Origin of the sequence: Bradyrhizobium sp. Gha, assembly GCF_900113735.1 — a bacterium.
In the GTDB taxonomy this organism is placed as follows: domain Bacteria; phylum Pseudomonadota; class Alphaproteobacteria; order Rhizobiales; family Xanthobacteraceae; genus Bradyrhizobium.
The window spans coordinates 1-20,935 of record NZ_FOQM01000047.1; the positions used below are offsets into that span (position 1 = coordinate 1).

Here is a 20,935-nt window from a genome sequence, read left to right on the forward strand (position 1 = left end):
CGGACGCTTGGCATAAACGACCCATTCCGTCTTGCGCGACGCTGCCAGCAACGCGGCGAATGATTGTGCTCCGGCGAGATGAGCGTCGTTACCGAAGAAGCTCAGGCGCCCGGCCTGGTGGAGGGCGGCAAGGCGACCCAGGAACAGGCGCCGGAACAGGCGTGAGAGCACGCGCACCGGCAGGAAGAACCCCGGCCGGCAGGACACCCAGCGCTGGCCATCGGGCGAGATGCCGCCGCCCGGCACGATCATGTGCACATGCGGGTGGTGGGTCATGGCCGAGCCCCAGGTATGCAGCACGGACGTGATGCCGATCCTGGCGCCCAGATGCTTCGGGTCTGCGGCGATCGTCAGCATCGTCTCGGCCGAGACCTTGAACAGCAGATCGTAGATGGTAGCCCTGTTGGCGATGTCGGCGATCCGAGCCGGCAGCGTGAACACGACGTGATAATACGGCACCGGCAGCAGCTCGGCTTCGCGATCGGCGAGCCACTGCTTCGCCGCAGCGCCCTGGCACTTCGGGCAGTGCCGGTTGCGGCAGGAGTTGTAGGCGATGGACGTGTAGGCGCAGTCCTCGCAGCGCGTGACGTGGCCACCGAGCGCTGCCGTGCGGCAGTTCTCGATCGCCGACATCACCTTCAACTGGTCGAGGCTGACATGGCCGGCATGGGCCTTGCGCCACGCCGGACCACGGTCGCGGAAAATATCCGCAACCTCAAGAGCCGGACGAGACACGCCGGCCCCGCGTCAACCCGGCGGCCGGGCCTCCTTTAGCTTGATCGCGATGTGCTCCAGCGGACTCATGACCTCGCTGATCGTCTTGGTGGCGACCCGGGTATAGAGCGCAGTCGTATCGAGCTTGGCGTGACCGAGCAGAACCTGGATCACGCGCACGTCGATGTTCTGCTCCAAGAGATGGGTGGCGAAGCTGTGCCTCAGGGTATGCAGCGACACGCGCTTGTTGATCTCGGCGAGCTGGGCCGCGGCATGACAGGCGCGAATGAGCTGGCGCGTCGTCATCGGCTGTGCCGGGTCACGGCCAGGGAACAGCCGGCCCTGCGGGCGCGCAGCCTTCCATCAGGTGCGCAGCAGTTCGAGCAGACTGGGCGACAGCATGACGTTGCGGTCCTTGCCGCCTTTGCCCTGCTCGACACGGATAATCATGCGTTGGCTGTCGACATCAGAGATCTTGAGCGAGACCACTTCATTGGCGCGTAGTCCCGCACCATACGCCACGCTCAGCGCCGCCTTGTACTTCAGCCCCGGTGCGGCATCGAGCAGCCGCGCCACCTCCTCCACGCTCAACACCACCGGCAGCTTGCGCGGCTCGTGAACGACGTGAGTGTGCTCGACGATCTCGTGGCGCCGCAGCGTGACCTTGAAGAAGAACCGCAGCGTCGAGACGGTCAGGTTGATGGTCGGCACGCCGACGCCGCTCGACGCCAGATGGAGTTGATAGCGGCGTACGTCCTCGAAGCTGGCTGTATCCGGCGATCGTCCGAGGAAGGCTGCGAAGTGCTTGACCCGCTGCACGTAGTCATGTTGGGTCTTGGGCGCGAACTTCCGGATCGTCATGTCTTCGATCATGCGCCGGCGCAACGGGCTTATGGCCTTATCGGTCATGAGGGATGCTCCTGTCTTGATGAAGGTTGCGAACCCCTCATCTCAAGGCAGGACGCCTCATTGCGCTATCCTCTCAGCCGTGCTGCCGGCCGTCGTGCCTACCGCGCGAGCGGTTTAGTCCTGTGTCCGTAAGCGCCGTACGAAGATGGGCGAGGAGCGTTGGCCGGCCTGCCATGAATCCCGAACTCGTTTAGAATTTCAGCGTCGTGCGTAGGCCCAAGACCGCCGCATTCTTGAGCACTCGACCGGGCGTCTGACCTGCCGGGTCTGTGGCTCCGCCGCCTGGTCGGAAGATGTATTGGAAATTGGGTTGGACCGTCCAACCGTCACGGAGCTGATACTGGTACACCGCCGTGAGAAGCCCTTCGAAGCTGCGCACCGGCCACGCCTGGCCGGCGAGCGCCCGATAGTCAAAGTCCAGCGCCTGGGCTCGCTTCGAGACATGCGCGTAGCCGGCCGCGATGCCGAACTTGTCGTCCGGCCTTTTGTCGCTGAGACCTATGGATTCGAGACCGGCATCCGCGTAGAGATCGATCAGGTTGCGGTCGGCCGGAGCGCCGGAGACGCGCGCGAAGACGCCGATGCCGCGGTCATCGCTCTTGGGTACCCGATAAAGCTGCTGCTCGAAAACTGCCCATCCGCCGACGTCGCCCGCCAACGTGAGCGGTGTGCCGCTGCTCGTGGGCGCGGCAAGCGAAACGCCGTTACTGGCGAGTTGAAGATCGGAGAACGGCCCGAAGTGACGCCATCCGCCGAACTTCATCTGGCCGGTCAGGTTGGGATCGCCTTTCTTGTTGTTCCAGGCGTACTGGATCTGTCCCAGCAGCAGGGGCGGATCGTTGATGCGGAAGCTGACGCCATATCGGTTGCGTTCTTGCGGATCGCCCGGTCCCGGGCCGGCCTGGTTGCCGTCGAAGATGCCTCCAAGGATGGAGAGCTGATCGGTGATGTTGACCAGCAACCGGGTGCCCATCGCGGCCAGCGGCGGCGACGGACCGCCGCTCGGCAGGTCGAGCGACGTGATTGCTGGCCATCCCATCGAAGCGTTGGCGAAGACGTCCGTGTATTTCGTGTTGAAGAACTCGCTGTCGGCGGCAAGCTGTCCAAACTTCAAAGAGACCTTCTTGTCGCCCCACTGCTTCTCGAAGTAGGCCTCGTAGAGACGTGTCGAGGGTAACGCCTCGATGCCGCTGACGACGAAGAAATTGTCGAGATAGTTTCGAGACAGCCCGTCGCCGTGGATCTGGAACATGTTGCCGTGAAAGGTGAGCTTGTCGATGCCCATGAGCTTCTGCATGTCCACATCGATGGCCAAGTTCAGCCGGCCTTCGTATATCGCTCCCTGCTTTAGTCCGCCGGAGACGTTCCCGAGCGACTCGCCGATGTAGGTCGCGGCGAACTTGATCCCGTACTTCTGGAATGGGTTCGGCAGAAGACCAAGGGTCTTCTCCTCGACAGTGCTCTCGCCGGTGTCGGGATCGGCGGGCTTGTCGTCGTCGGTCTTCTTGTCCTCCTGCGCGAATGCGTGGGAGCCTTCGAGAAGACCCGCCAGAAAGACTGCCAGCGCCAGGCCTCTAAGGGACATTTCGATCGAGCCGCATACCGAGATTCTCCCTGGAGTCGGGAGTATTGGGACACGCTCCAAAGGCAAACTCAAGGGGACACTCGCGGCTTCTCCTCCTTCGAGAGAGGGGACCCTGGGGCTTGGGATCCTCTGACGAGCGGATCTCGAACCAGCGGCGGCCGTTGAGACCCCCGTCTGTTCTGCGGCAGCCGACGGAGAACCCACCAGGCGTGTCGGCGCGCGGCGATGCGGCGGAAGGAGCGCCTAAGTGCCTAGGAACTAACCAGTGAAGGGGGAGTTCGTCGTAGAAGCACAATCCAAGAATAAACAAGAGGGTGAGATGACGCGATCGGTGGAGGAGCTACGACGGGAGTCCGAGCGTAACCGGGCGGAATTGGCGGCCACGGTCGAACGTCTCAAGCAGGGAATATCAGATACGACACGGGATCTGCGCCACATGGTCTCGCCTCAACACGTTAAATCGGAAATGACGGGCTACGTGAGCGACAAGGCCCAAGGCTGGGTCGAGGGGCTCAAACAGCAGGCGATGGATAACCCGATGCGCGCGGTCGCTGCCGGTACCGCAGTGGCTGTGCCGCTGCTGCGGCTGGCCAAAGGGGTGCCTCTGCCGCTTCTCATGATTGCCGCAGGCCTCGCGCTTACCTCCAAGACAGTGCGCGACCGGGCTGCTGGAGCGATATCGCCCATGATGGATGGTGCCGGTCGGGTCATTGACCAGACTGTCGACAGTGTTCAGGAAGCGAGAAGTGGGGCGCAGGCGAAAATCTCCGACTCAGAAGGACGCGCCGCTGGCGCAGTTAACGACGCGATGGATTCGGCCAAGACAGCGGCCCAAGACCTCAAGTCCCGAGCAGCGGAGGCCGCGGGGACGATCGGTGACAAGATTACGGACGGGATGGACTCCATCAAGGATTCGGCCTCCGCCGCTCCAGAACAGGCGCGTCAGATCATCGGCGACAACGCCGCGCTGATCGGAGGACTCGGTATCGCCATCGGGGCAATCATCGCCGCAGCCCTTCCGCAAACGAAACTCGAAGACCGGACGGCAGGGCCGGCGAGCGACAGCCTGAAGCGCGCTGCAGGAGAGGCCGCTCAATCGGGTTTCGAGGCAGCCAAGGATGCGACGTTGTCTGCGGCCGATGCCGCGACAAGAAGCGTGAGTGACGCTGACCTTGGGCGGCACGCGAGCCGAATGACCCGTAACTTAGCCGACAACCTCAAGGAAGCGGCCGCCGAGATTGTTGACGCAGCATTCAGCCCTTCCCCAAAATCGAGCAGTTGAGAGAAACAGCATGAGCGATTCAGATGTGGTCAAGCCTACCAACTTCAACAAAGGCAAGAGCAGCTCCTCCACCGGTCTGAAGGACCAGATCGGCGATGCAGGGGCCGAGATGAAGCAGCGCGCGGGGGACGCCCTGCAGGCATCGGCGGACATGGCTCGGGACAAGTTCGGCGAAGCCGCCGATGCAGCCAAGAATGTCGCCAGCGGCACCGTCGACCAGATCCAGGAACGGGCACGGGAGCAGCAACAGACCGGTGCCGATTTCATCGAACGCCTGGCTGGCAACTTCCGCCAAGCTGCCGGTGCATTCGAGGCCGACGTACCATTTGCCGCACGCGGTATAAACTCAGCCGCGGACTATGTGGAAGAAGCAGCCGCGAAGGTTCGCGATGGCAGCTTCCGGGACCTCGTCGACGGTGCGACCGATTTTGCGAAGCGGCAACCGGCGGCATTTCTCGGCCTATCCGTTTTGGCTGGGTTCGCCGCTGTACGTTTCCTGAAGGCCTCCGGCGGCTCTTCGGCCTCGCAGCGGACGGGGGAATCTGACGCATCCAGGGCGCGGACAGCATACGGGAGCGACGGCATCGGTGGACAGACCACCACGGGATCGACCATGACCGGGCAAAGACCGAATCCATCTTCGGGGGGCGGCAGCGCGTCATGAGCATCCAGCACGATATCGAAACGGGGAAAAGCGACCTGCACAACGTCTCGGCCCTTGTCGGCGACGCGATGGCTCAGGTCGCGAAGCTTTTCCAGAATGAGGTCGACCTGGCGAAGGCCGAACTCGGCGAAAAGGTCCAAAAGCTCGGTGGAGCGTTGGGGCTTCTGGCTGGGGGCGCAGTGCTTGTCATTCCGGCTGTCGTGATGGCGCTGTTCGCCTTGTCGTCAGCGTTGATCAGTGCCGGGTGGTCGCCCGCATTGTCCTACCTGACCTCTGCGATCGTCGCCGCTGCGATATCTGGCGCTTTGTTTGCGGTGGGCATGAAGCGGCTGGACGCGCGCAGCCTGGCGCCGCAGGAGACCATGCGACAGTTGGAAAAGGACAAAGACACTGTGAAGGGAATGGTGCGATGAGCGCGCAATCCGGCTTTTTTGACAGTCTCCTTGCCGCAGCCCGTGAGAACCCCCTTTCGGCCGCGTTGATCGGCGGCGGTGCCCTCTGGTTGCTGGTGGGCGACGAAAAGTTGAAGGGGACAGCCCAGTCTGCCGCCCCCGCCGTGTCAAACGTTGCCGACAGCGGCGCGAGCAACCTGCGGGCTGCGGCTTCGGGCTTGCAGCGAACCGCAGCACCTCCCACCGCGCCGGAAATGGATCATGAAGGAAGCGGTGCGGGCGAGACGATACGCGCAGCCGCCGGAACTGCAGCCGGCAAAATGTCTGACGCGGCTGACAGCGTCCGGGACCGCTTCGACGAAGGCGTAGCTTACGCTCGCGAACAGTTCGGCAAGATGGGCAATCCTCTACCGGGAGCGGACACAATCGCGAAAGCCCAGTCTTCACTCGGCGATATCATGGAGCGGCAGCCTCTCGTCATAGGCGCGATCGGCTTGGCGATAGGCGCAGCACTCGCGGGCGCGTTTCGAACCTCCCAGATCGAAGATGACTACGTCGGGGATGTCAGCGACCAAGTGAAGGACGATCTGAGCAGGCGTGGAAGCGCCGTTTCGCAGGCGCTGCGAGAAGCTGCCGATACCATCGCAGCGGAGGCGAGCGACTTGGGTGCCGAAGCGGTTGATCGCATGAAGCAGGCGGGAACTGGTGCCGCTCAGGCCGCCAAGGAAAAGGCCAAGCAATTTTAAGATGGGCCCGGGGCGCGGCCCGTCTCACGCGCTGCTGTCCCGTCGGAAAATAAGAAGCCAACATGAGCCGCGGAATGCCATCGATGACCGCTCTTTTGGGCATGCTCGCGATTGCGGGTTATCAAAATCGAGACAAGTTGGCTGAGATGTGTCGCAACGCTACGTCCGGCCAACAAGTAGGCGGAGGCAAGGATTCGTTGAGCAGCATGCTCGGCAATTTGGGCGGATTGGTCGGTGGTGGCGGCGTCGGCTCGCTGCTCAATGGCGGCATCGGCGAGCTGCTTGAGCACTTCAGGCAGAACGGTCAGGGCGAGGCGGCTCAATCGTGGATCAATCAGGGCCCGAACCGGGAGGTCACTCCGCCCGAACTGAAGCAAGCCATCGGTCGCGGACGTCCTGCAAAAGCTGGAGCAGCAGACCGGCCTGTCGCAGGAGGAGATTCTCGACCGATTGTCCCGCGAGCTTCCGGCAGCCGTAGACAAGTATACGCCCGACGGACGCCTTCCCGCTCCGTCGGCGTGATAACGGCATCGCAAGTTTGGGAGGAAAGATATGGGCATCATCTGGACGATCATCATCGGCTTCGTTGCAGGCGTCATCGCGAAGTTCATCATGCCTGGCGACAACGAACCTTCGGGCTTCATCCTGACGACCATCCTCGGAATCGTAGGGGCGTTCGTCGCGACGTATCTTGGCCAGGCTCTCGGCTGGTATAGGCCCGGCGAAGGGGCCGGACTAGTGGGCGCCGTCGTCGGGGCTGTCATAGTGTTGTTCGTATATGGCCTGGTAGCTGGCAGAAGCCGCCGGGCTATCTAAACGGCTATCTAAACCCCGTCGGTCGTTGGGCTACACGATCTAGTCCTTGCTTGATCAACTAGTAAGGAAGCGGTAGCAGCGTATCTCAGGCGAAGCCGACGTTAGGGGCCGGCCGTCTTCATCGGGCGGTGACGTTGCGGCCCGCGAAGGGAGTTACACTATTGTTGTCGTTCTTTGCCTCCGCGATGCAGGTATCGACCGCCTCACGCAGCGAGGTGACATAGAAATCCGCCCCCACGCTCGATCGTACCTTTTCGTCGTGAAGAACTTCATCGTCCGCCGGCCACAGTCCAACCAGAATTGGAAGACCCGGTGCCCGCTGCCTCAACCTCTGGAGCAGGTACCGAAGATGGGACGGGTTGCCTCTGATATCGAGGTAGGACACGCAGATCATCGCGACACCGGCCACGTCGAGCGACGAGATCGCCCCGCGGGACGCCGCCCGGTAGCTTGTTGCCGTCGCCCCCAGGCCGTGCTTTCCGAGCAGTTGCGCCAGCATCGCGGAGGCGGACTCGTCCAAGGGACCTTTGCCTGCGAGGCACATCACGGCGCCGGGTCCCTGCCACGCGGGTTTGAGCCACCGTGTATCGGCCACTTGCCGAGGAGGAGGCTCTTTGGCCATTTTGCGCTGGTCGATAGGCGTGCCCGCGGCCTGAATCTTCGCGACGGGATCGCGGTCCTCATGTACGGCCAACTCGCGGATCAGTTCGTCGATCGTGTTTTTGACGCCTTCGAGTTGCTGCCGTCCCACGGCGCCGCGCTCAGCATCGTTCGCGGCGAGCTGAAGACCCTTGAGCGCCACCTCGTCGTAGTAGGAGGACAGCGACCTCTCCGTCAGCAGGAGCTCGGCATGATCCTGAGCCTCATCGGCATCCCCGGCGAGGATACGCTGATAGAAGCTTTCGACGGGAGTGAGCGGCGGACGATCGCCGAGGAGGACGTCCAGAAATTCCAGGCGGTCCACGTGCCTGCCGAGCACGACAAGACAGAGGGTGAGGGGCATGGACAGCACCAGTCCGACCGATCCCCAGAGCCAGCTCCAGAAGATCGCCGAGACGACGACGGCAAACGGAGAGAGGCCGGTGCTGTGCCCGTACAGGATCGGCTCCACGCCTTGGCTGACGGCGAGCTCCACCACGACGTAGAGCACCGCCGTCCACACCGCCATCGACCAGCCAGGATCGACGGCCGTTGCCAAGGCGATCGGCAGTCCCGCCGAGATGAACGATCCGATGTACGGCACGAACCGCAACAATCCTGAGAGAATGCCCCAAAGCAGCGGGTTAGGCACGCCGATCAGGAACAATCCAGTCGCTATGACGGCGCCAAAGGCCGAGTTCAGGCCGAGTTGCGCCAGAAAGTATCGGCTCAGCCGCGTGCCCGCATCGTCCATCGCTGTGGTCGTGCGATGCAGGTCGGTCGAGCCGAACAGGCGAATCATGCGGTCCCGCAGGTCTTCCTTCTGCATGAGTACGAAGATTGCGACGATAATGACGATGCCGAGCGTGGCGAACGGCGAGAGTACCGGCGAAAGATACTTCTCAAGCAGGCCGATCGGACCGGCCGGAGCCGCGCCCGATGGCTTCTCGCCGGCCTTTTTGCCGGAATCCGCGGGCATCGGAGCGCCTTCGCTGCTTGGTACGTTCGTGTTCTTGAAGACGTAGCCGAGGTGCTCCGCGATCCCCGACATCTTGTCGAGGGCGAAGCCGCGTACTTTCGCGACCTTTGTTTCGATGGTCGTCGCATATTGTGGCGCACGGCTCGCGAGCTGCGCGACCTGCGTGCCAACGAAGGTGCCGATCAGCCCGATGATCGCGAAGGCGATGAGGACCGCGAGGAGCACGGATGGGACGCGGCCGAGCCGCCATCTGCGAAGCAGGTCGACCAGCGGCGAGAGCACGAACGAAAGCAGGATGGCAGCGGTGATTGGCACAAGCACTTCGCGGGCAAGGTAAAGCGCCGCGATAACGACGACGCCCACCTGAAGCGAGAGAACCGACCCAATTCCTGGGCCCGCTGCTGACGGAATTCTCTCTTCGCCCGTCGATGCTGGTTCGCTTGGATTCGCCACAAACATATCCTTTCGTTCGTGCGAAGCCGGAATGCCGCTCCTCCCATGCCGGAATCGAACCGCGCCCCTCAGGAAACGTTCCTGCGCACGTTCGAACGGAAAGGAGTCAGCAAAGGGCATACTCAATCGGATCAGGGCTACGGGAGCCCCTCACTCGTGCATCTGCTTGAATGCCTCTGGCGCATGACCAAGTGCGTGCGGTGGAGGTGACCTCAACTCGTTCTGCCCCGAGAAATCCACTGGGAAGTGGTGCTCAAGCGCGCGATTCGGCCCGAAACCAACCCGACGGCAGCACGTTGGTCAGACATGGGGTGCACCCGCGGAGCCCGCACATGATCGAAACGGATATCCTTCTGGTGAAGTGCCCGAGCTGCGGCGCATGGCCGATGGCCGCGCGCGCGCCGAAAGCCGGCTACGCGGAACGCGACGTGAGGCTGAAATGCGCCAAGTGCGGTCATGGCGAGGAAGGTCGGCTGCAACGCTCCGCCTCCGCCGAGCGCTTGCCGCGGCAGCCGCATGTCGGCGCCGCTTGAGCGATGAAAATCCGATCGCACTCGCAAAGCCACATCGTGGAACTCGATGACGGCTCGAAGTGGCAGATCTTCCCGGGCGATCTCGACCTGACGCTCGACTGGAAGCCCGAAACCGAGCTGACGGTCGTCGAAAGCGAGGACGAGATGGCGTCCCACGAACTCGTCGGCGGTGGCGCGAAAGTCCGAGTGAGACCTGCCGGCGAGAGTTGGCTTGTGCGGCAGGTCAAGGACGCTCTGAAAGAGGGTTGAGTTGCTCCGCGCTGCAGCGAGCTGCGTCCGATAGGCTCTGCCGACCAACTCTAATTCGTGCCTGTCGGTCGCCCGGCTATGGCGCGCTCGACCTCGTCCGCCAAAACCGCGAGGTGCGTGGCGATCCGCGCGAAAAGCTCTCGCTTGGCCGGATCTGTCGCGAGTTCACTGATTAGTTTGCACTCGGCCGAGTCGGTTCTCAGCTTCTCCAGCTGTGCGACCATGTCCTGCATCGCCCCGTTTCCTTCAGGATCGCGGTCGCTCGCGGGCCGGCATCGGTGGCCGCACGACGTTGCTTGCGCATCCGCGCGGGCCGGGCAGAGGTTCTTCCAAGGATTCCTGCATGGTCACTTTCCCCCGAGTGACGCCGGTCTAGGCGCAAGTACCCTGCCACCCTGAAGCGGGCGCTGCCACAATGATGTTAGTTCTCGTCCCCGCCGGGTCGAGGAGCACGTATGCGTTTTTGCGCTGCAGCGCCTGTATCGGTTGCCAATTTGCCGGGATTCATATGAAATCGCACGGCCCCGTAAGGATCGAATTTCAGAAAGCATGTTGCCGGGGAGGGGTTGGTATGTTTGACGCCGCTACGACGCTCTTTCGGTTTTCGATGAGGTCTGCCGAAGCGTTGCGACTGGCGAGACGGGCACGCACGTCGCGACCCAAGATTTTGGAAGCCGCCAATAGGGGCGAGGTTTGCCCGGAGCAATTGCGCCAAGTCGGGCACCACGCGCTTTCACGTGCGCCCACCACGTGGCTTCGACCGCATGTGGCGGGCCATGCGCTCGGCGAGCCATTCCTCCTCCCCACCCGCCGCTTCGGGGAGTCCATGCCGGCCGCAGGGCAGAAGCCCTGAAGGAGGGCATGCCGAACTGGCTGACGATCGACGGGGCGATTGCGTCGGATGGCAAATCTGTCCTGGTCGTACACGGCTTGACCAAAGACTCGCGTTATACCGTCGGACAAGTGAACGTCGGGACCCCTACAGCTACAGCGACTTGTAGGCGGCGATCTCAAGTGCTCGAAAGCGTTGTTCGCAAAGGTGTTTTTCAGAACGCCAAGGTTTGCTGTCGGAGGGCGAGCCAACGTGAGTTTTTGCCGCCGGCATGCTACAAGGCGCGTTCTAACACCAAACGACTGGCGAAATCGTCATGCGTGATGGACAACCAAGTCAAACCGCTCGGCAGGCAGCTGCTTACCGCGCCATTCACCAAACCTTGGAACGCGGGGCAATTTTCAAGGATGAGTTTGCTCTGAGAATACTAGATGCGGAGACGGCGGCGTCCTTGAGCGAGATCGCAAGAGATGACTCCGTGCGCCCAATGCGCTTATTCATAGCCGCACGCAGCCGGTTCTCCGAAGACACAATAGAAAATTGCGTTGCACGTGGCGTACGTCAGGTCGTGGTACTGGGTGCTGGCCTCGACACATTCTCCTTGCGAAATCCATATGCTGACTTAGGCCTTCGTGTTTTCGAGGTCGACTACCCTGCAATGCAAGTATGGAAACGTGATCGGATAAAGGCCGTAGGCCTGTCCGAGCCGCCGTCGCTTGTCTTCGCGCCCATCGATTTTGAGCGAGATAGTCTGGCAGAAGGTCTAACGAGAGTCGGTTTCGTGGTGGACGAGCCAGCGTTTTTTCAATGGCTGGGCGTTGTACCATATCTGACAAAGCATGCGGTCTGGTCCACCCTGAAGTTCATATCCGAGTTACCACAAGCTGCCGTCGTTTTCGATTATGCCGAACCGTTTGAGAATTATCCTGCTGAGCGCCGCGCTAGCATTGTTGCAACTGCAGAAAGAGCGGCCGCGCGAGGTGAGCCTTGGCTCAGCCTCTTCGAGCCGATCGAGTTGCACCACTTGCTGCACGGCGTGGGGTTTAACGTAGTGGAAGATCTCGGTGCCAGCGAAATAGCTCAGCATTATTACGGAATCCTAGGGCGAGGCATCGCGCTCGGACCTGGTGCCCATATCGTGCGGGCACGTCAACGGGTTAACTGAAGCGTGGTCGGTTTCTGGCCCACCAGCGACGTAATGCCTCGTCTGACGGAGGCTCGCTCATTGCCGCTTGGCGGTTGCTCATCCTGAGTTCTTGCAGTTTGACGCGGAGCGGACTTGGAACGTGGTGGGCCCGGAACTGAAGGGTACTCGATCGCTTCTTCCAATATCTGCAACGATATCGCTGGCCGGCTTAGCTTGACCGCGGAGTAATTGGGTTTTTAGATAATTTAGCGCGGTGCCGACGGCGCGCGATATGGATTTGTCGATGGCCAAGCTGTCTCAAGACGCCGATCTTGCGCGCAGGATCGCCGAGCTAGAACAGAAGCTCCAGTCGAGCGTGGTCGAGGTCGAACGCCTGCAGCGCGAGCTTGCAAAATCGCGGGAATGCCAAAGGGCCAGCTCGGATATCCTGGCAACGATTGCGAGCACCTCCGGTGACGCCGACTCAGCTCTGGAACAGATAGCGGAGACTACCGCCCGGCTGATCGGTGCCTTCAGCGTCTCGATCCACCTTGCCGAAAATGGTAAATGGGGCAAGGCCTACCGCTATAGCGCGAGCGACGAGCTCCTCCGCGCGGGCTTGCCGCCGACCGCCATCAACGCGGGCGACCGCAACATGCCCGGCGCGGTGGTCGGTCGAAACCGGCAAATCCACGTGCCGGATCTCGACGATCTCGATCCCGATCTAGCCGAGTTTTCCGGCCTACCGCACGCCCGGGCCGCCGGCACCCGGACCATGTGCGGCACGCCGCTGCGCATCCAGGGCAAGCCAATCGGCGCTCTGATCGTCTATCGCGACCGGCTCGATCCGTTCTCCGATGATGAGCTCGTGCTGCTGCGGAGCTTTGCCGGCCAGGCAGCGATGGCGCTCGAGAATGCGCGCCTGTTCAACGAGACCAGGGAAACGCTGGAGCGGCAGACCGCCACTGCCGACATCCTGAAGGTGATTGCCTCCTCGCCGTCCGACGTACAGCCGGTGTTCGACGCCATCGCGAGCAGCGCCAAGCGGCTGATCGGCGGCTTTTCGACGGCGGTTTTCCGCTTCGTCGACGACATTGCGCACCTTGCGGCCTTCACGCCGACTAGCTCGGCCGCTGATAAGGTGCTGAAGGCCGGATTTCCGACCCCCGTCGCTCGCTTCGAGCCGTTCAGGCTCGCACAGGCTGGCAAACCGGTGCAGATTGGCGATATCGAGACGCTTCCCGACTCGCAGAAAAAGCAGATCGCTCGTGCGCGTGGTTTCCGCAGCATGCTGCTCGCGCCGTTGATGAGCGACCATGTGCCGATCGGCCTGATCAGCGTGACGCGGCTCGAAGCGGGGTCGTTCGTGGATCACCACGTGCAGTTGCTGCAAACCTCCGCCGACCAAGCAGTGATCGCTATCGAGAACGCGCGTCTGTTCGCGCAGGTTCGGTTCAGGACGCATGAGTTAAGCGAGGCCTTGCAGCGGCAGACCGCGACCGCCGATGTACTCAAGGTGATCAGTCGCTCGGCGTTCGATCTGAGGACCGTGCTGGACGCCCTGCTCTCGTCAGCCTGTCGGCTGTGCGACGCCGAGATTGGAACGATCCGCTACGAACACAAGGGCAATTACCGGCTTGCCGCCACCTATGGCTGCAAACCCGAATGGATCGAGCACTTCCAGACCTACACGACGAAGGCAGACCGCGGCTCGATTTTCGGCCGAACTATTCTTGATGGCCGTCCCGTTCACGTCCCGGATTTACTCGCTGATCCCGACTTCAATCGCCCGCAAGCACAAAAGCTCATTGGCATGCGGGCCGCGCTTGGTGTCCCGCTCGTCCGGGAGGGGCACGCCTTCGGTGTCATCAACCTGTTTCGCTTCGCCGTAGGGTCTTTCGAGGACAAGCAGATCGAACTGGTAACAACATTCGCCGATCAAGCGGTGATCGCGATCGAGAACGTCAAATTGTTTGAACAAGTGCAGGCGAAGACGCGCGACGTCTCCGAGGCTCTAACCTATCTGACCGGAAGTGCCAACATTCTCAAGGTGATCGCCTCGTCGCCGACCGACGTTGAGCCGGTGTTGCGCACCATCGTTGAGAGTGCCTGCGAGCTCTGCGAGGCCTATGATTCGGTGGTAATTCTGAAGGAGGGCGAGGATCTCGTCGTTCGGGCGCATCACGGACCGATCGGAATGGGAACTCAGACGTGGACCGACGACCGCACTTCCGTGTCGGGCCTCGCAATTGCCGACCGGGTGCCGGTACACTTGCATGACGTCCTCTCCGATGAAGGCGGCGACTTTCCTATTGCGCAGGCGATGTCACGACAGGATGGTTGCCGGACCCTTCTTGCCGTGCCGATGCTAAGCGAAGGTGAGAGCATTGGTGCGATCGTACTTCGTCGGGCCGAGGTCAATCCGTTTAGCGAGAAGCAGATCGCCTTGCTGCAAACCTTCGCCGATCAGGCGGTGATCGCGCTTGGCAACGTCCGCTTGTTCGAGGAGGTTCAAGCTCGCACCCGCGAACTAGCCAAATCCCTCGATGAATTGCGCGCCGCCCAGGACCGCCTAGTGCAGACCGAGAAGCTCGCATCCCTCGGCCAGCTCACTGCCGGCATTGCGCACGAGATCAAGAATCCACTCAATTTCGTCAACAATTTCTCTTCTCTCTCCGCAGAATTGATCGGCGAGCTCAACGAGCTGCTCAGAAATGCGGAGCTCGATGAGAAGATCCGCGCAGACGTAGACGAGCTTGCGCAGATGCTGAAGGGCAACCTCGACAAGGTCGTCCAGCACGGCAAACGCGCCGATTCCATCGTCAAGAACATGTTGCTGCATTCGCGCGAGGGGGCCGGCGAACGTCGCCCGACCGACATCAATGCAATTGTCGAGGAAAGCCTCAACCTAGCGTATCACGGCGCCCGCGCGGAGAAATCCGATTTTGGCATCACGCTCAAACGCGACCTCGACCCGAACGCCGGAACAGCGGAGCTTTATCCGCAGCAGATCACGCGGGTGCTCCTCAACCTGATCTCCAATGGCTTCTATGCGGCTCACAAGCGTAAGGAAGCTGCCGACGATGATTTCGAGCCGGCATTGAGCGCCACCACGAGAGCTCTGGCAAACGAAGTAGAGATTAGGATACGCGACAATGGCCTCGGGATTCCGGAGGAGGCCAAAGCCAAGATCTTCAGCCCCTTCTTTACGACCAAGCCGCCCGGCGAAGGCACCGGGCTGGGGCTTTCGATGAGCCACGACATCATCGTCAAACAACACGGCGGCAGGATCGCGTTCGTAACGGAGCCGGGAGCATTTACGGAGTTCACGATCACCCTGCCGCGGATGGTGGCAGTATAAGGCAATAGTGGAGGCTCGAGTTGAGCGCGCACTATCGCGAGCTGCGCTTTGAAAGCATCAAAGCTCATCCAGAATCCATCGGAGCCTCATGGGACTTCGAGGCAGAAAAGCCAACCTCTTGGTGGGCCGATTGCCTGCAGGCGACCACCGTTTTCGGTGGCTGCCTTAGCAATTTGCCACTAGTCGGCGTAGCTGGATGGCGATGCATGACACTCCGAAACTACGGCATAAGGGCGTGCTGTGGGGAATGTACGTTCGGCCGACGGGCCTGACGGCCGTCCTAGTGCGTCAGGTTATTGCTCACGCCCGGACTCTCGTCGAACAAGTTTGCTTGACGGTGGTGGCTTCAAACCTTGCCGCTCGCCGGCTCTATATTGCGGCCGGTTTCGAAGAATACGGGTTGGAGCGGCGGGGCCTAGAAGTCGGAAGCGAATACTACGACCAAGTCCTCATGGTCCTGCCACTGGACCCACGCAGCGAGCATGCAACGAGCGATTGATGTGATGTTACCTTGGTCCGGTCCTGGCCCTGAGCTGAACAACTCAGCAGCCGCCGCCATATCGGCTGTTTGCGGAAGACCGTACCTTGTACGATGGTTGCGAGGACCGCCGCTCGTGACCCATACCGGCCCCTATCCAATGGTCTCCGGTTTGGCGTAACGTTCGGGTCTCGCAGAACCATGGGAGATTGCAATGTCCGATCTCAGCTCAGAACGCCCCCGGGCTCTCGTTACTGGTGCGTCGTCAGGAATCGGCGTGGCGTATGCAGAACGCCTAGCGCACGAAGGCTACGACCTCGTTCTCGTGGCTCGTCGGCAGGAACGGCTCACCGAGTTGGCAGAACGACTGATGCGAGGGAACGGCATAACGGCCGATGTGGTCTGCGCGGATCTGACAGACCCCGCAGATCTGGCGAAAGTCGAGACATTGGTGGACAGTGATGAAACGCTAAACTTGCTGATCAACAACGCTGGATTTGCGGGCTATCAGCCATTCGTGTCAATCGATCCCGAAGTGATCGACGATCTCATCGACATTCATGTGCGCACGGTCGCGCGACTCTCGCGAGCGGCTCTGCCGGGTATGGTACGACGGCGCAAGGGTGCGGTGATCAACATAGCGTCGCTCCTTGCCATCAGTGCGGTGTTGCCGCCAGACCCGCTCCCATCACGCGCGACCTACGCTGGAGCAAAGGCGTTTATTTTGGCCTTCACCCAGGCGCTTGCAGGCGAGCTTGGCGGCACCGGCGTCAATGTGCAGGCTTGCCTTCCGGGTCGCGTCAGTACAGAATTTCATGTCGCGCACGGCATAGACACTAGCAAGCTACCCCCAGCCATGACCGCCGAAGACGTGGTGACCGCTTCGCTATCGGCTCTATCGCGCCAAGAGATCGTTTGTATCCCCGCCCTTGCCGATCCTGCGTTGTTCGGCGAGTTAACGGAAGCGCAAATCAAAGTGTTTCGAAACAGCGCTATGCAGCCTATTCTCGCAGAGCGGTACATGAGCCGATAATCCGTGGATTATGTCCGGTACTGACCCTGGGCGTGTGGAAACGCAGCGGTGCTGGTATGATTCTCTCGTGATTCTGCGGGGGGAATTGATGAGGCGCTTCGTTGCGGGGGCGGATCGTGGGCAATGGACGCTATTGCCCGAATGCCTCGATGATTTCATTGACGAGAGCAATCCTGTTCGCTTGATCGACATATTTGTCGATGCACTGGAGCTGGCCGAGATGGGCTTTGAGGGGTGGAGCCGGCGGAGACCGGCCGGCCGTCGTACCACTCCTGAAGCTTTACACCTATGGCTATCCGAACCGGGTGCAATCGATCCGGCGGCTCGAACGAGAGGCCGGGCGCAATGTCGAGGTGATGTGGCTGCTGGGTCGGCTTGCTCCCGACCACAAGACGATCGCCGACTTCCGCAAGGACAACGGCCTGGCGCTTCCCAAAGGATATCATGCTTTGCGCAAGATCGGGGACGAGACCACTCGCGTCCTCATCCTCTGCACGCCGAGCTGCGGCCCTCGATCAAATGTTCGCCGAGTTCGAAACCGCCACCGGTGGCGGCATGCCGGATCCCGGAAAGCTGGTGGCGATTGCTTCCAAGTACGGCGTAACAATCAAACCGCCGTCCGCGTGAAGCTCTGGAGCCGCGCCCGCCTCAGGACGACGCGGCTTTGTTGTCCAGATCAGCCGCGCGCCGCCAAAGCGTTTGGCAATTGGGCCGTGACTGACCTAGGCTCAGAGCGTGCGACGGCCGCTTCCGGCAGGTGAGCTGACCAAAGACATGCAAGCTGCCGAGGGCAGCCTTTGAAGTCAAACCCGACGTCTCAGGGGCCAGACTTTTGATTTCTGACCATAACGGTCTCGCCGATGTCGAAGCTCATCAGGTCTTCGCCGACAACAAGCGGTCCGGCATAAGTCTCGCGGGTCGCCGCGATCAGATCGCCAGCGCTTGGTGCCGTCACGGAGTCACTGGCGAGCATAACCAGATGCGTGAATACGGCGAGCTTCGGCCGTGTCTGCGCAAACACGCGTCCGGCTTCCTGGGGCGAGGTGTGATGATTGATGATGCGCTGAATGTCGGCTTGGCCCAGCAGTTCCGGCGGAGCCATCGCAACCTCGTGCACCAGCAGATCGGCGCCCTCGCCGTACCGCAGCAAATTCATGTTGTAGCGAGTGTCGCCGGAGATCACCGCGACCCGGCCCTGATACTCAATGCGATAGCCATAGGCCGGCTTAATGGCGTCGCCATGATCGACCGTGAAGGCGATGACGCGCAGATCGCCGGTCTGATAGACGACGCCATCCTCCGCAAACTCGTCCACCGTGATCGCGACATGCTCGCGTGCCAGCTTCTCATCCTCGACGCGGATCTCGATGTCGTGGGCGTAGGCCGCTTCGAGGTGGTGCATCAGTTTGGCTGTGCCGACCGGGCCGACCACGTTGAATGCACGCTGGCGGTTGCCGAAATATGAGCTCAGCCAGCCCGTGAGCCAGAGGTCAGGAATGCCGACCGTGTGATCGGAATGAAAATGCGTGAGCAACAGCGCATCAATCCGGCCGATCGGAACGCCGAGCTGAAACAATCGCATGGCGGCGCCACGGCCGGCATCGATCAGCACAGTGTGACTGCCCGCTTCGATCAGCGTGCTCGGGCCAAAACGATCGGGACGGGGGATTGGTGTCCCCGTCGCGAGGAGCGTCACTCGAAAATCTGATGTCACTGTTACTGGACCTTGATGCCGGCGTCGGCGACGACCTTGTGCCAGTGCGAAACCTGATCGCCGACGAGCCGGCCGAATTGCTCGGGCGTGCCGCCCGCCGGTTCGGCGCCGATCTTTGCCAGCGCCTCGCGCACTGACGGCTTCTCCCGTACCTTGTTGATGGCGGCGTTGAGCCGTGCGACCGTTTCCTTCTGCGTGCCATGCTTCACTGCGAAGCCGGTCCAGTCCTCGACCACCAGTGAAGGATAGCCGGCTTCGACGATGGTCGGCACATCAGGAAGAAGCGGCACACGCTTCGGTCCGGTCACCGCAAGCGCCCGCAGCTTACCGGTCTTGATCAGGTCGACGACCGGCAACATGGTGATAAACATGAAGGCGTTGGTGCCGTTGAGCAGGTCGCCGATCGCCTGCGGGAATTGCGCATAGGGAACGTGCTGGGCCCGCGTGCCGGTCCGCTGCTTGAATTGCTCGCCGATCAGGTGGGCGGGCGTGCCGAAGCCGCCGGACGAGAACGTCAGCTTGTCGGGCTGGCTCTTAAGCAATGCCACCAGGTCCGCGACCGTCTTGGCCGGCACCGAGGGGTTCACCACCAGCACGTTGTAAGAGACTGTCGCCTTGATGACCGGGTCGAAATCCTTGTCCAGATTAAACGAGATGTTCGGGACCAGCGACGGTGCTGCAACCGACGGCACCGACATCGCATAGAGGCTGTTACCGTCCGCCGGCTGGGTCAGGACATCGGTCGCTGCGATGGTGGTCACACCGCCAGGCCGGTTCTCGACGATGACGCGCCAGCCTTCGGCTTCGGTCAGCTCCTTGGAGACGATGCGGCTGATGATGTCGGGCGGCGTACTGGCCGAGAACGGCGCCACGAAGCGAACCGTCCCCGTTGGGAACGAGGTCTGCGCCGATACTTGTGGTGCTGAGGCTGCGAGCAGGGCCACGGTCGCAACGGAGAATGAGGCGCTGCGGAAGAACAGGTGGGGTCTCATGGAAAAGCTCCATCAAACGCTGGGTTTTTCAATGCCAATTCCAAAGTTGCAACCTGCAGGCACGCGAGCTTCGGACGCTCTGGCTGGATTTGCCAGAAAAATCGACGTATGTTCCACGTTGTGGAATGCTGCATTTCACATTGTGGAATGGAGAATGGCGGTGGCGGGTCCGAAAATCATCAAGAGCCTGGAGCGGGGCCTTCGTGTCCTGCAGGCTCTGCAGATGCAGCCCGATTCCTCGCTGCAGCAGCTTTACGTCTTCACCGGTATCTCCAAGCCAAGCCTGCTCCGCATCCTTCACACGCTGGCACGGTCCGGCGTGGTCACCCGGCGGCTTGCGGATGGGAGTTACCGCATCGGCGCCACGCTTTCGCGCGCGCCGTCTCGCCGGCAGCGTCGCGATCGGATCGCGGAAGCCGCTGCTCCGGTGCTCGAGCGGCTGTGTCGGCGCGTTTCGTGGCCTTCGGATCTCATGGTGCCGGCAGGAGACCACATGGAAATCCGTGAGACCACCCGTGCGCGCAGCCCGATCCTGTTGCAAGAGGAGAGGGTTGGTCTGCAGGTGAACTGGTTGCTGACCGGTGTTGGACGAGCCTATCTGGCCTATTGTCCCGCCAAGGAGCGGCAGGAGATCATCGAGATGCTGCGGACTTCGAACAAGGCCGAAGATCGTCTGGCGCGAGAGCCCGCACGTCTGAATACGATTCTCGCGGAAGTGCGAGCACGCGGCTACGCAACGCGCGACCCCACCCATGTCGGCGGCTGGTATGGCAAGCCGCCGCATGCGGACGGCTTGATCTCAATTGCTGTCCCCCTGCGCGATGGCGCGCGCGTTCTGGGCTCGATCAACATTGTCTGGCTCAGGACCGCCTTTTCGGTGGAGGTCTTCGCCGCCCGGCATCTCGAAGAACTTCAGGACGCTGCAGCGGAAATTGTCAGTTCGGTGCGAGGTCGCAGAGCGCGCTGAGGGCGGCATTTGGTTCAGAACGATCTTTAAGGCTTGAGCGGTGAGGACGGTGTCAGCCTGAACGGGCGCCCGGGAACTTTGCTCGGAAGTCAAGCGGTCGCATCGTCCGTGCCGTCTGAAAAACTTCACGAAGTTTGTTGGTTCGCTGAAGCCTGCTCTGCGGCAATTGCTTCAACCGTGCGGCCGGTGTGTGCCAGCAAGCGCTCGCTTCCAAGATCAGGCGTTGCTCTATCAGAGCTTTGGGTGAGGAATCGCTCGCCATCATGCAAACCCGGCGGAGTGACTTGGCTGAGCATCCAATAGCATCCCCGTAGTATTCAACGGCGCGCGTCTTTGCGAACTCGCGTCGCCTCGTCATTATTAGCCCAATCCAGCTCATGCACGCCGGTGATGCGCCCGTCATCATCAAGGATGTAAGCGCGGTAATCCATGTCCGCCGTTCCCCAGGCGGAACGAATATACGGCCAGAAT

The 20,935-nt window shown here is 61.5% G+C and carries 18 protein-coding genes and 3 pseudogenes; 14 read left to right on the forward strand and 7 right to left on the reverse strand.

Annotated features, from left to right (window positions below; genetic code table 11):
- From BM222_RS34775 to BM222_RS34785, 3 genes and pseudogenes are all read right to left on the reverse strand, one after another.
- Nucleotides 1-735: IS91 family transposase (locus BM222_RS34775; RefSeq protein ID WP_143106148.1), on the reverse strand; the 735-nt coding region annotated here is incomplete at its 3' end.
- A gap of 12 nt (nucleotides 736-747) precedes the next feature.
- Nucleotides 748-1,623: pseudogene (locus BM222_RS34780) on the reverse strand (tyrosine-type recombinase/integrase).
- Nucleotides 1,624-1,813: 190 nt separating this feature from the next.
- Complete coding sequence (locus BM222_RS34785; RefSeq protein WP_092238911.1) at nucleotides 1,814-3,208, reverse strand: carbohydrate porin; 1,395 nt, start codon at nucleotides 3,206-3,208, stop codon at nucleotides 1,814-1,816.
- Nucleotides 3,209-3,473: 265 nt separating this feature from the next.
- On the opposite strand from BM222_RS34785, the gene BM222_RS34790 reads away from it, so the two are divergent.
- The 6 genes and pseudogenes from BM222_RS34790 (at nucleotide 3,474) to BM222_RS34815 (ending at nucleotide 7,108) form a co-directional block, all read left to right on the forward strand.
- The gene (locus BM222_RS34790) at nucleotides 3,474-4,490 is read left to right on the forward strand and encodes a DUF3618 domain-containing protein (RefSeq protein WP_349509897.1); all 1,017 of its coding nucleotides are present in this window, start codon (nucleotides 3,474-3,476) and stop codon (nucleotides 4,488-4,490) included.
- The gene (locus BM222_RS34795; protein ID WP_244547371.1) at nucleotides 4,447-5,154 is read left to right on the forward strand and encodes a hypothetical protein; all 708 of its coding nucleotides are present in this window, start codon (nucleotides 4,447-4,449) and stop codon (nucleotides 5,152-5,154) included. Before BM222_RS34790 ends, BM222_RS34795 begins: the two co-directional genes overlap by 44 nt.
- Nucleotides 5,151-5,567: a phage holin family protein gene (locus BM222_RS34800; RefSeq protein WP_092238915.1), complete on the forward strand. Its 417-nt coding sequence runs from the start codon at nucleotides 5,151-5,153 to the stop codon at nucleotides 5,565-5,567. The genes BM222_RS34795 and BM222_RS34800 overlap by 4 nt, the downstream gene beginning before the upstream one ends.
- Complete coding sequence (locus BM222_RS34805; RefSeq protein ID WP_092238917.1) at nucleotides 5,564-6,292, forward strand: hypothetical protein; 729 nt, start codon at nucleotides 5,564-5,566, stop codon at nucleotides 6,290-6,292. Before BM222_RS34800 ends, BM222_RS34805 begins: the two co-directional genes overlap by 4 nt.
- A 62-nt stretch (nucleotides 6,293-6,354) precedes the next feature.
- Nucleotides 6,355-6,814: pseudogene (locus tag BM222_RS42505) on the forward strand (YidB family protein).
- Between the two features lie 30 nt (nucleotides 6,815-6,844).
- Nucleotides 6,845-7,108 carry a GlsB/YeaQ/YmgE family stress response membrane protein gene (locus BM222_RS34815; protein WP_092238919.1) on the forward strand — a complete coding sequence of 88 codons (264 nt, stop codon included), beginning with the start codon at nucleotides 6,845-6,847 and terminating at the stop codon, nucleotides 7,106-7,108.
- 118 nt (nucleotides 7,109-7,226) lie between these two features.
- On the opposite strand, the gene BM222_RS34820 is transcribed toward BM222_RS34815, so the two are convergent.
- Entirely contained in the window at nucleotides 7,227-9,185 is a 1,959-nt protein-coding gene (locus BM222_RS34820) for an AI-2E family transporter (protein WP_092238921.1), read from the reverse strand.
- Nucleotides 9,186-9,511: 326 nt separating this feature from the next.
- Here BM222_RS34820 and BM222_RS34825 point away from each other — a divergent pair, with 326 nt between their 5' ends.
- Both BM222_RS34825 and BM222_RS34830 read left to right on the forward strand, forming a co-directional pair.
- A complete protein-coding gene (locus BM222_RS34825; RefSeq protein WP_092238923.1) occupies nucleotides 9,512-9,712 on the forward strand; it encodes a hypothetical protein in 201 nt (66 codons plus the stop codon).
- Between the two features lie 3 nt (nucleotides 9,713-9,715).
- Nucleotides 9,716-9,961 (forward strand): hypothetical protein, encoded by a 246-nt coding sequence (locus BM222_RS34830; RefSeq protein WP_092238925.1) that lies wholly within the window; start codon nucleotides 9,716-9,718, stop codon nucleotides 9,959-9,961.
- Nucleotides 9,962-10,011: 50 nt separating this feature from the next.
- On the opposite strand, the gene BM222_RS34835 is transcribed toward BM222_RS34830, so the two are convergent.
- Nucleotides 10,012-10,194, reverse strand: coding sequence for a hypothetical protein (locus BM222_RS34835; RefSeq protein ID WP_092238927.1), 183 nt, complete (start codon nucleotides 10,192-10,194; stop codon nucleotides 10,012-10,014).
- 915 nt (nucleotides 10,195-11,109) lie between these two features.
- Between BM222_RS34835 and BM222_RS34845 the strand changes: the two genes are divergently transcribed.
- From BM222_RS34845 to BM222_RS34865, 5 genes and pseudogenes are all read left to right on the forward strand, one after another.
- Nucleotides 11,110-11,958 (forward strand): class I SAM-dependent methyltransferase, encoded by an 849-nt coding sequence (locus BM222_RS34845; protein ID WP_092238930.1) that lies wholly within the window; start codon nucleotides 11,110-11,112, stop codon nucleotides 11,956-11,958.
- 265 nt (nucleotides 11,959-12,223) lie between these two features.
- Nucleotides 12,224-15,280: a GAF domain-containing protein gene (locus tag BM222_RS34850; RefSeq protein WP_092239000.1), complete on the forward strand. Its 3,057-nt coding sequence runs from the start codon at nucleotides 12,224-12,226 to the stop codon at nucleotides 15,278-15,280.
- Nucleotides 15,281-15,482: 202 nt separating this feature from the next.
- Nucleotides 15,483-15,779, forward strand: coding sequence for a GNAT family N-acetyltransferase (locus tag BM222_RS43525; RefSeq protein ID WP_502690987.1), 297 nt, complete (start codon nucleotides 15,483-15,485; stop codon nucleotides 15,777-15,779).
- Nucleotides 15,780-15,972: 193 nt separating this feature from the next.
- On the forward strand, nucleotides 15,973-16,791 hold the full coding sequence (locus BM222_RS34860; RefSeq protein WP_092238933.1) for an SDR family NAD(P)-dependent oxidoreductase: 819 nt from the start codon (nucleotides 15,973-15,975) through the stop codon (nucleotides 16,789-16,791).
- An 88-nt stretch (nucleotides 16,792-16,879) separates the two neighbouring features.
- Nucleotides 16,880-17,222 (forward strand): annotated as a pseudogene (locus tag BM222_RS34865) (transposase); the annotation flags it as partial.
- Nucleotides 17,223-17,608: 386 nt separating this feature from the next.
- Here the strand turns inward: BM222_RS34865 and BM222_RS34870 are convergent.
- Complete coding sequence (locus BM222_RS34870) at nucleotides 17,609-18,487, reverse strand: MBL fold metallo-hydrolase (protein WP_177243644.1); 879 nt, start codon at nucleotides 18,485-18,487, stop codon at nucleotides 17,609-17,611.
- Between the two features lie 20 nt (nucleotides 18,488-18,507).
- Nucleotides 18,508-19,497: a Bug family tripartite tricarboxylate transporter substrate binding protein gene (locus BM222_RS34875; protein WP_092238937.1), complete on the reverse strand. Its 990-nt coding sequence runs from the start codon at nucleotides 19,495-19,497 to the stop codon at nucleotides 18,508-18,510.
- On the opposite strand from BM222_RS34875, the gene BM222_RS40570 reads away from it, so the two are divergent.
- Entirely contained in the window at nucleotides 19,496-20,464 is a 969-nt protein-coding gene (locus BM222_RS40570; RefSeq protein ID WP_177243645.1) for an IclR family transcriptional regulator domain-containing protein, read from the forward strand. The genes BM222_RS34875 and BM222_RS40570 overlap by 2 nt on opposite strands.
- The last annotated feature ends 471 nt before the right edge of the window (nucleotides 20,465-20,935 follow it).

What these genes read in the sequence shown, in the direction of transcription:
- BM222_RS34785 (WP_092238911.1), bottom strand. Translation starts at nt 3,208, where the DNA reads ATGTCCCTTAGAGGCCTGGCGCTGGCAGTCTTTCTGGCGGGTCTTCTC.
- BM222_RS34875 (WP_092238937.1), bottom strand. Translation starts at nt 19,497, where the DNA reads ATGAGACCCCACCTGTTCTTCCGCAGCGCCTCATTCTCCGTTGCGACC.
- BM222_RS34860 (WP_092238933.1), top strand. Translation starts at nt 15,973, where the DNA reads ATGTCCGATCTCAGCTCAGAACGCCCCCGGGCTCTCGTTACTGGTGCG.
- BM222_RS34850 (WP_092239000.1), top strand. Translation starts at nt 12,224, where the DNA reads ATGGCCAAGCTGTCTCAAGACGCCGATCTTGCGCGCAGGATCGCCGAG.
- BM222_RS34800 (WP_092238915.1), top strand. Translation starts at nt 5,151, where the DNA reads ATGAGCATCCAGCACGATATCGAAACGGGGAAAAGCGACCTGCACAAC.
- BM222_RS40570 (WP_177243645.1), top strand. Translation starts at nt 19,496, where the DNA reads ATGGAAAAGCTCCATCAAACGCTGGGTTTTTCAATGCCAATTCCAAAG.
- BM222_RS34820 (WP_092238921.1), bottom strand. Translation starts at nt 9,185, where the DNA reads ATGTTTGTGGCGAATCCAAGCGAACCAGCATCGACGGGCGAAGAGAGA.
- BM222_RS43525 (WP_502690987.1), top strand. Translation starts at nt 15,483, where the DNA reads ATGCATGACACTCCGAAACTACGGCATAAGGGCGTGCTGTGGGGAATG.
- BM222_RS34815 (WP_092238919.1), top strand. Translation starts at nt 6,845, where the DNA reads ATGGGCATCATCTGGACGATCATCATCGGCTTCGTTGCAGGCGTCATC.
- BM222_RS34835 (WP_092238927.1), bottom strand. Translation starts at nt 10,194, where the DNA reads ATGCAGGACATGGTCGCACAGCTGGAGAAGCTGAGAACCGACTCGGCC.
- BM222_RS34830 (WP_092238925.1), top strand. Translation starts at nt 9,716, where the DNA reads ATGAAAATCCGATCGCACTCGCAAAGCCACATCGTGGAACTCGATGAC.
- BM222_RS34805 (WP_092238917.1), top strand. Translation starts at nt 5,564, where the DNA reads ATGAGCGCGCAATCCGGCTTTTTTGACAGTCTCCTTGCCGCAGCCCGT.
- BM222_RS34825 (WP_092238923.1), top strand. Translation starts at nt 9,512, where the DNA reads ATGATCGAAACGGATATCCTTCTGGTGAAGTGCCCGAGCTGCGGCGCA.
- BM222_RS34845 (WP_092238930.1), top strand. Translation starts at nt 11,110, where the DNA reads ATGCGTGATGGACAACCAAGTCAAACCGCTCGGCAGGCAGCTGCTTAC.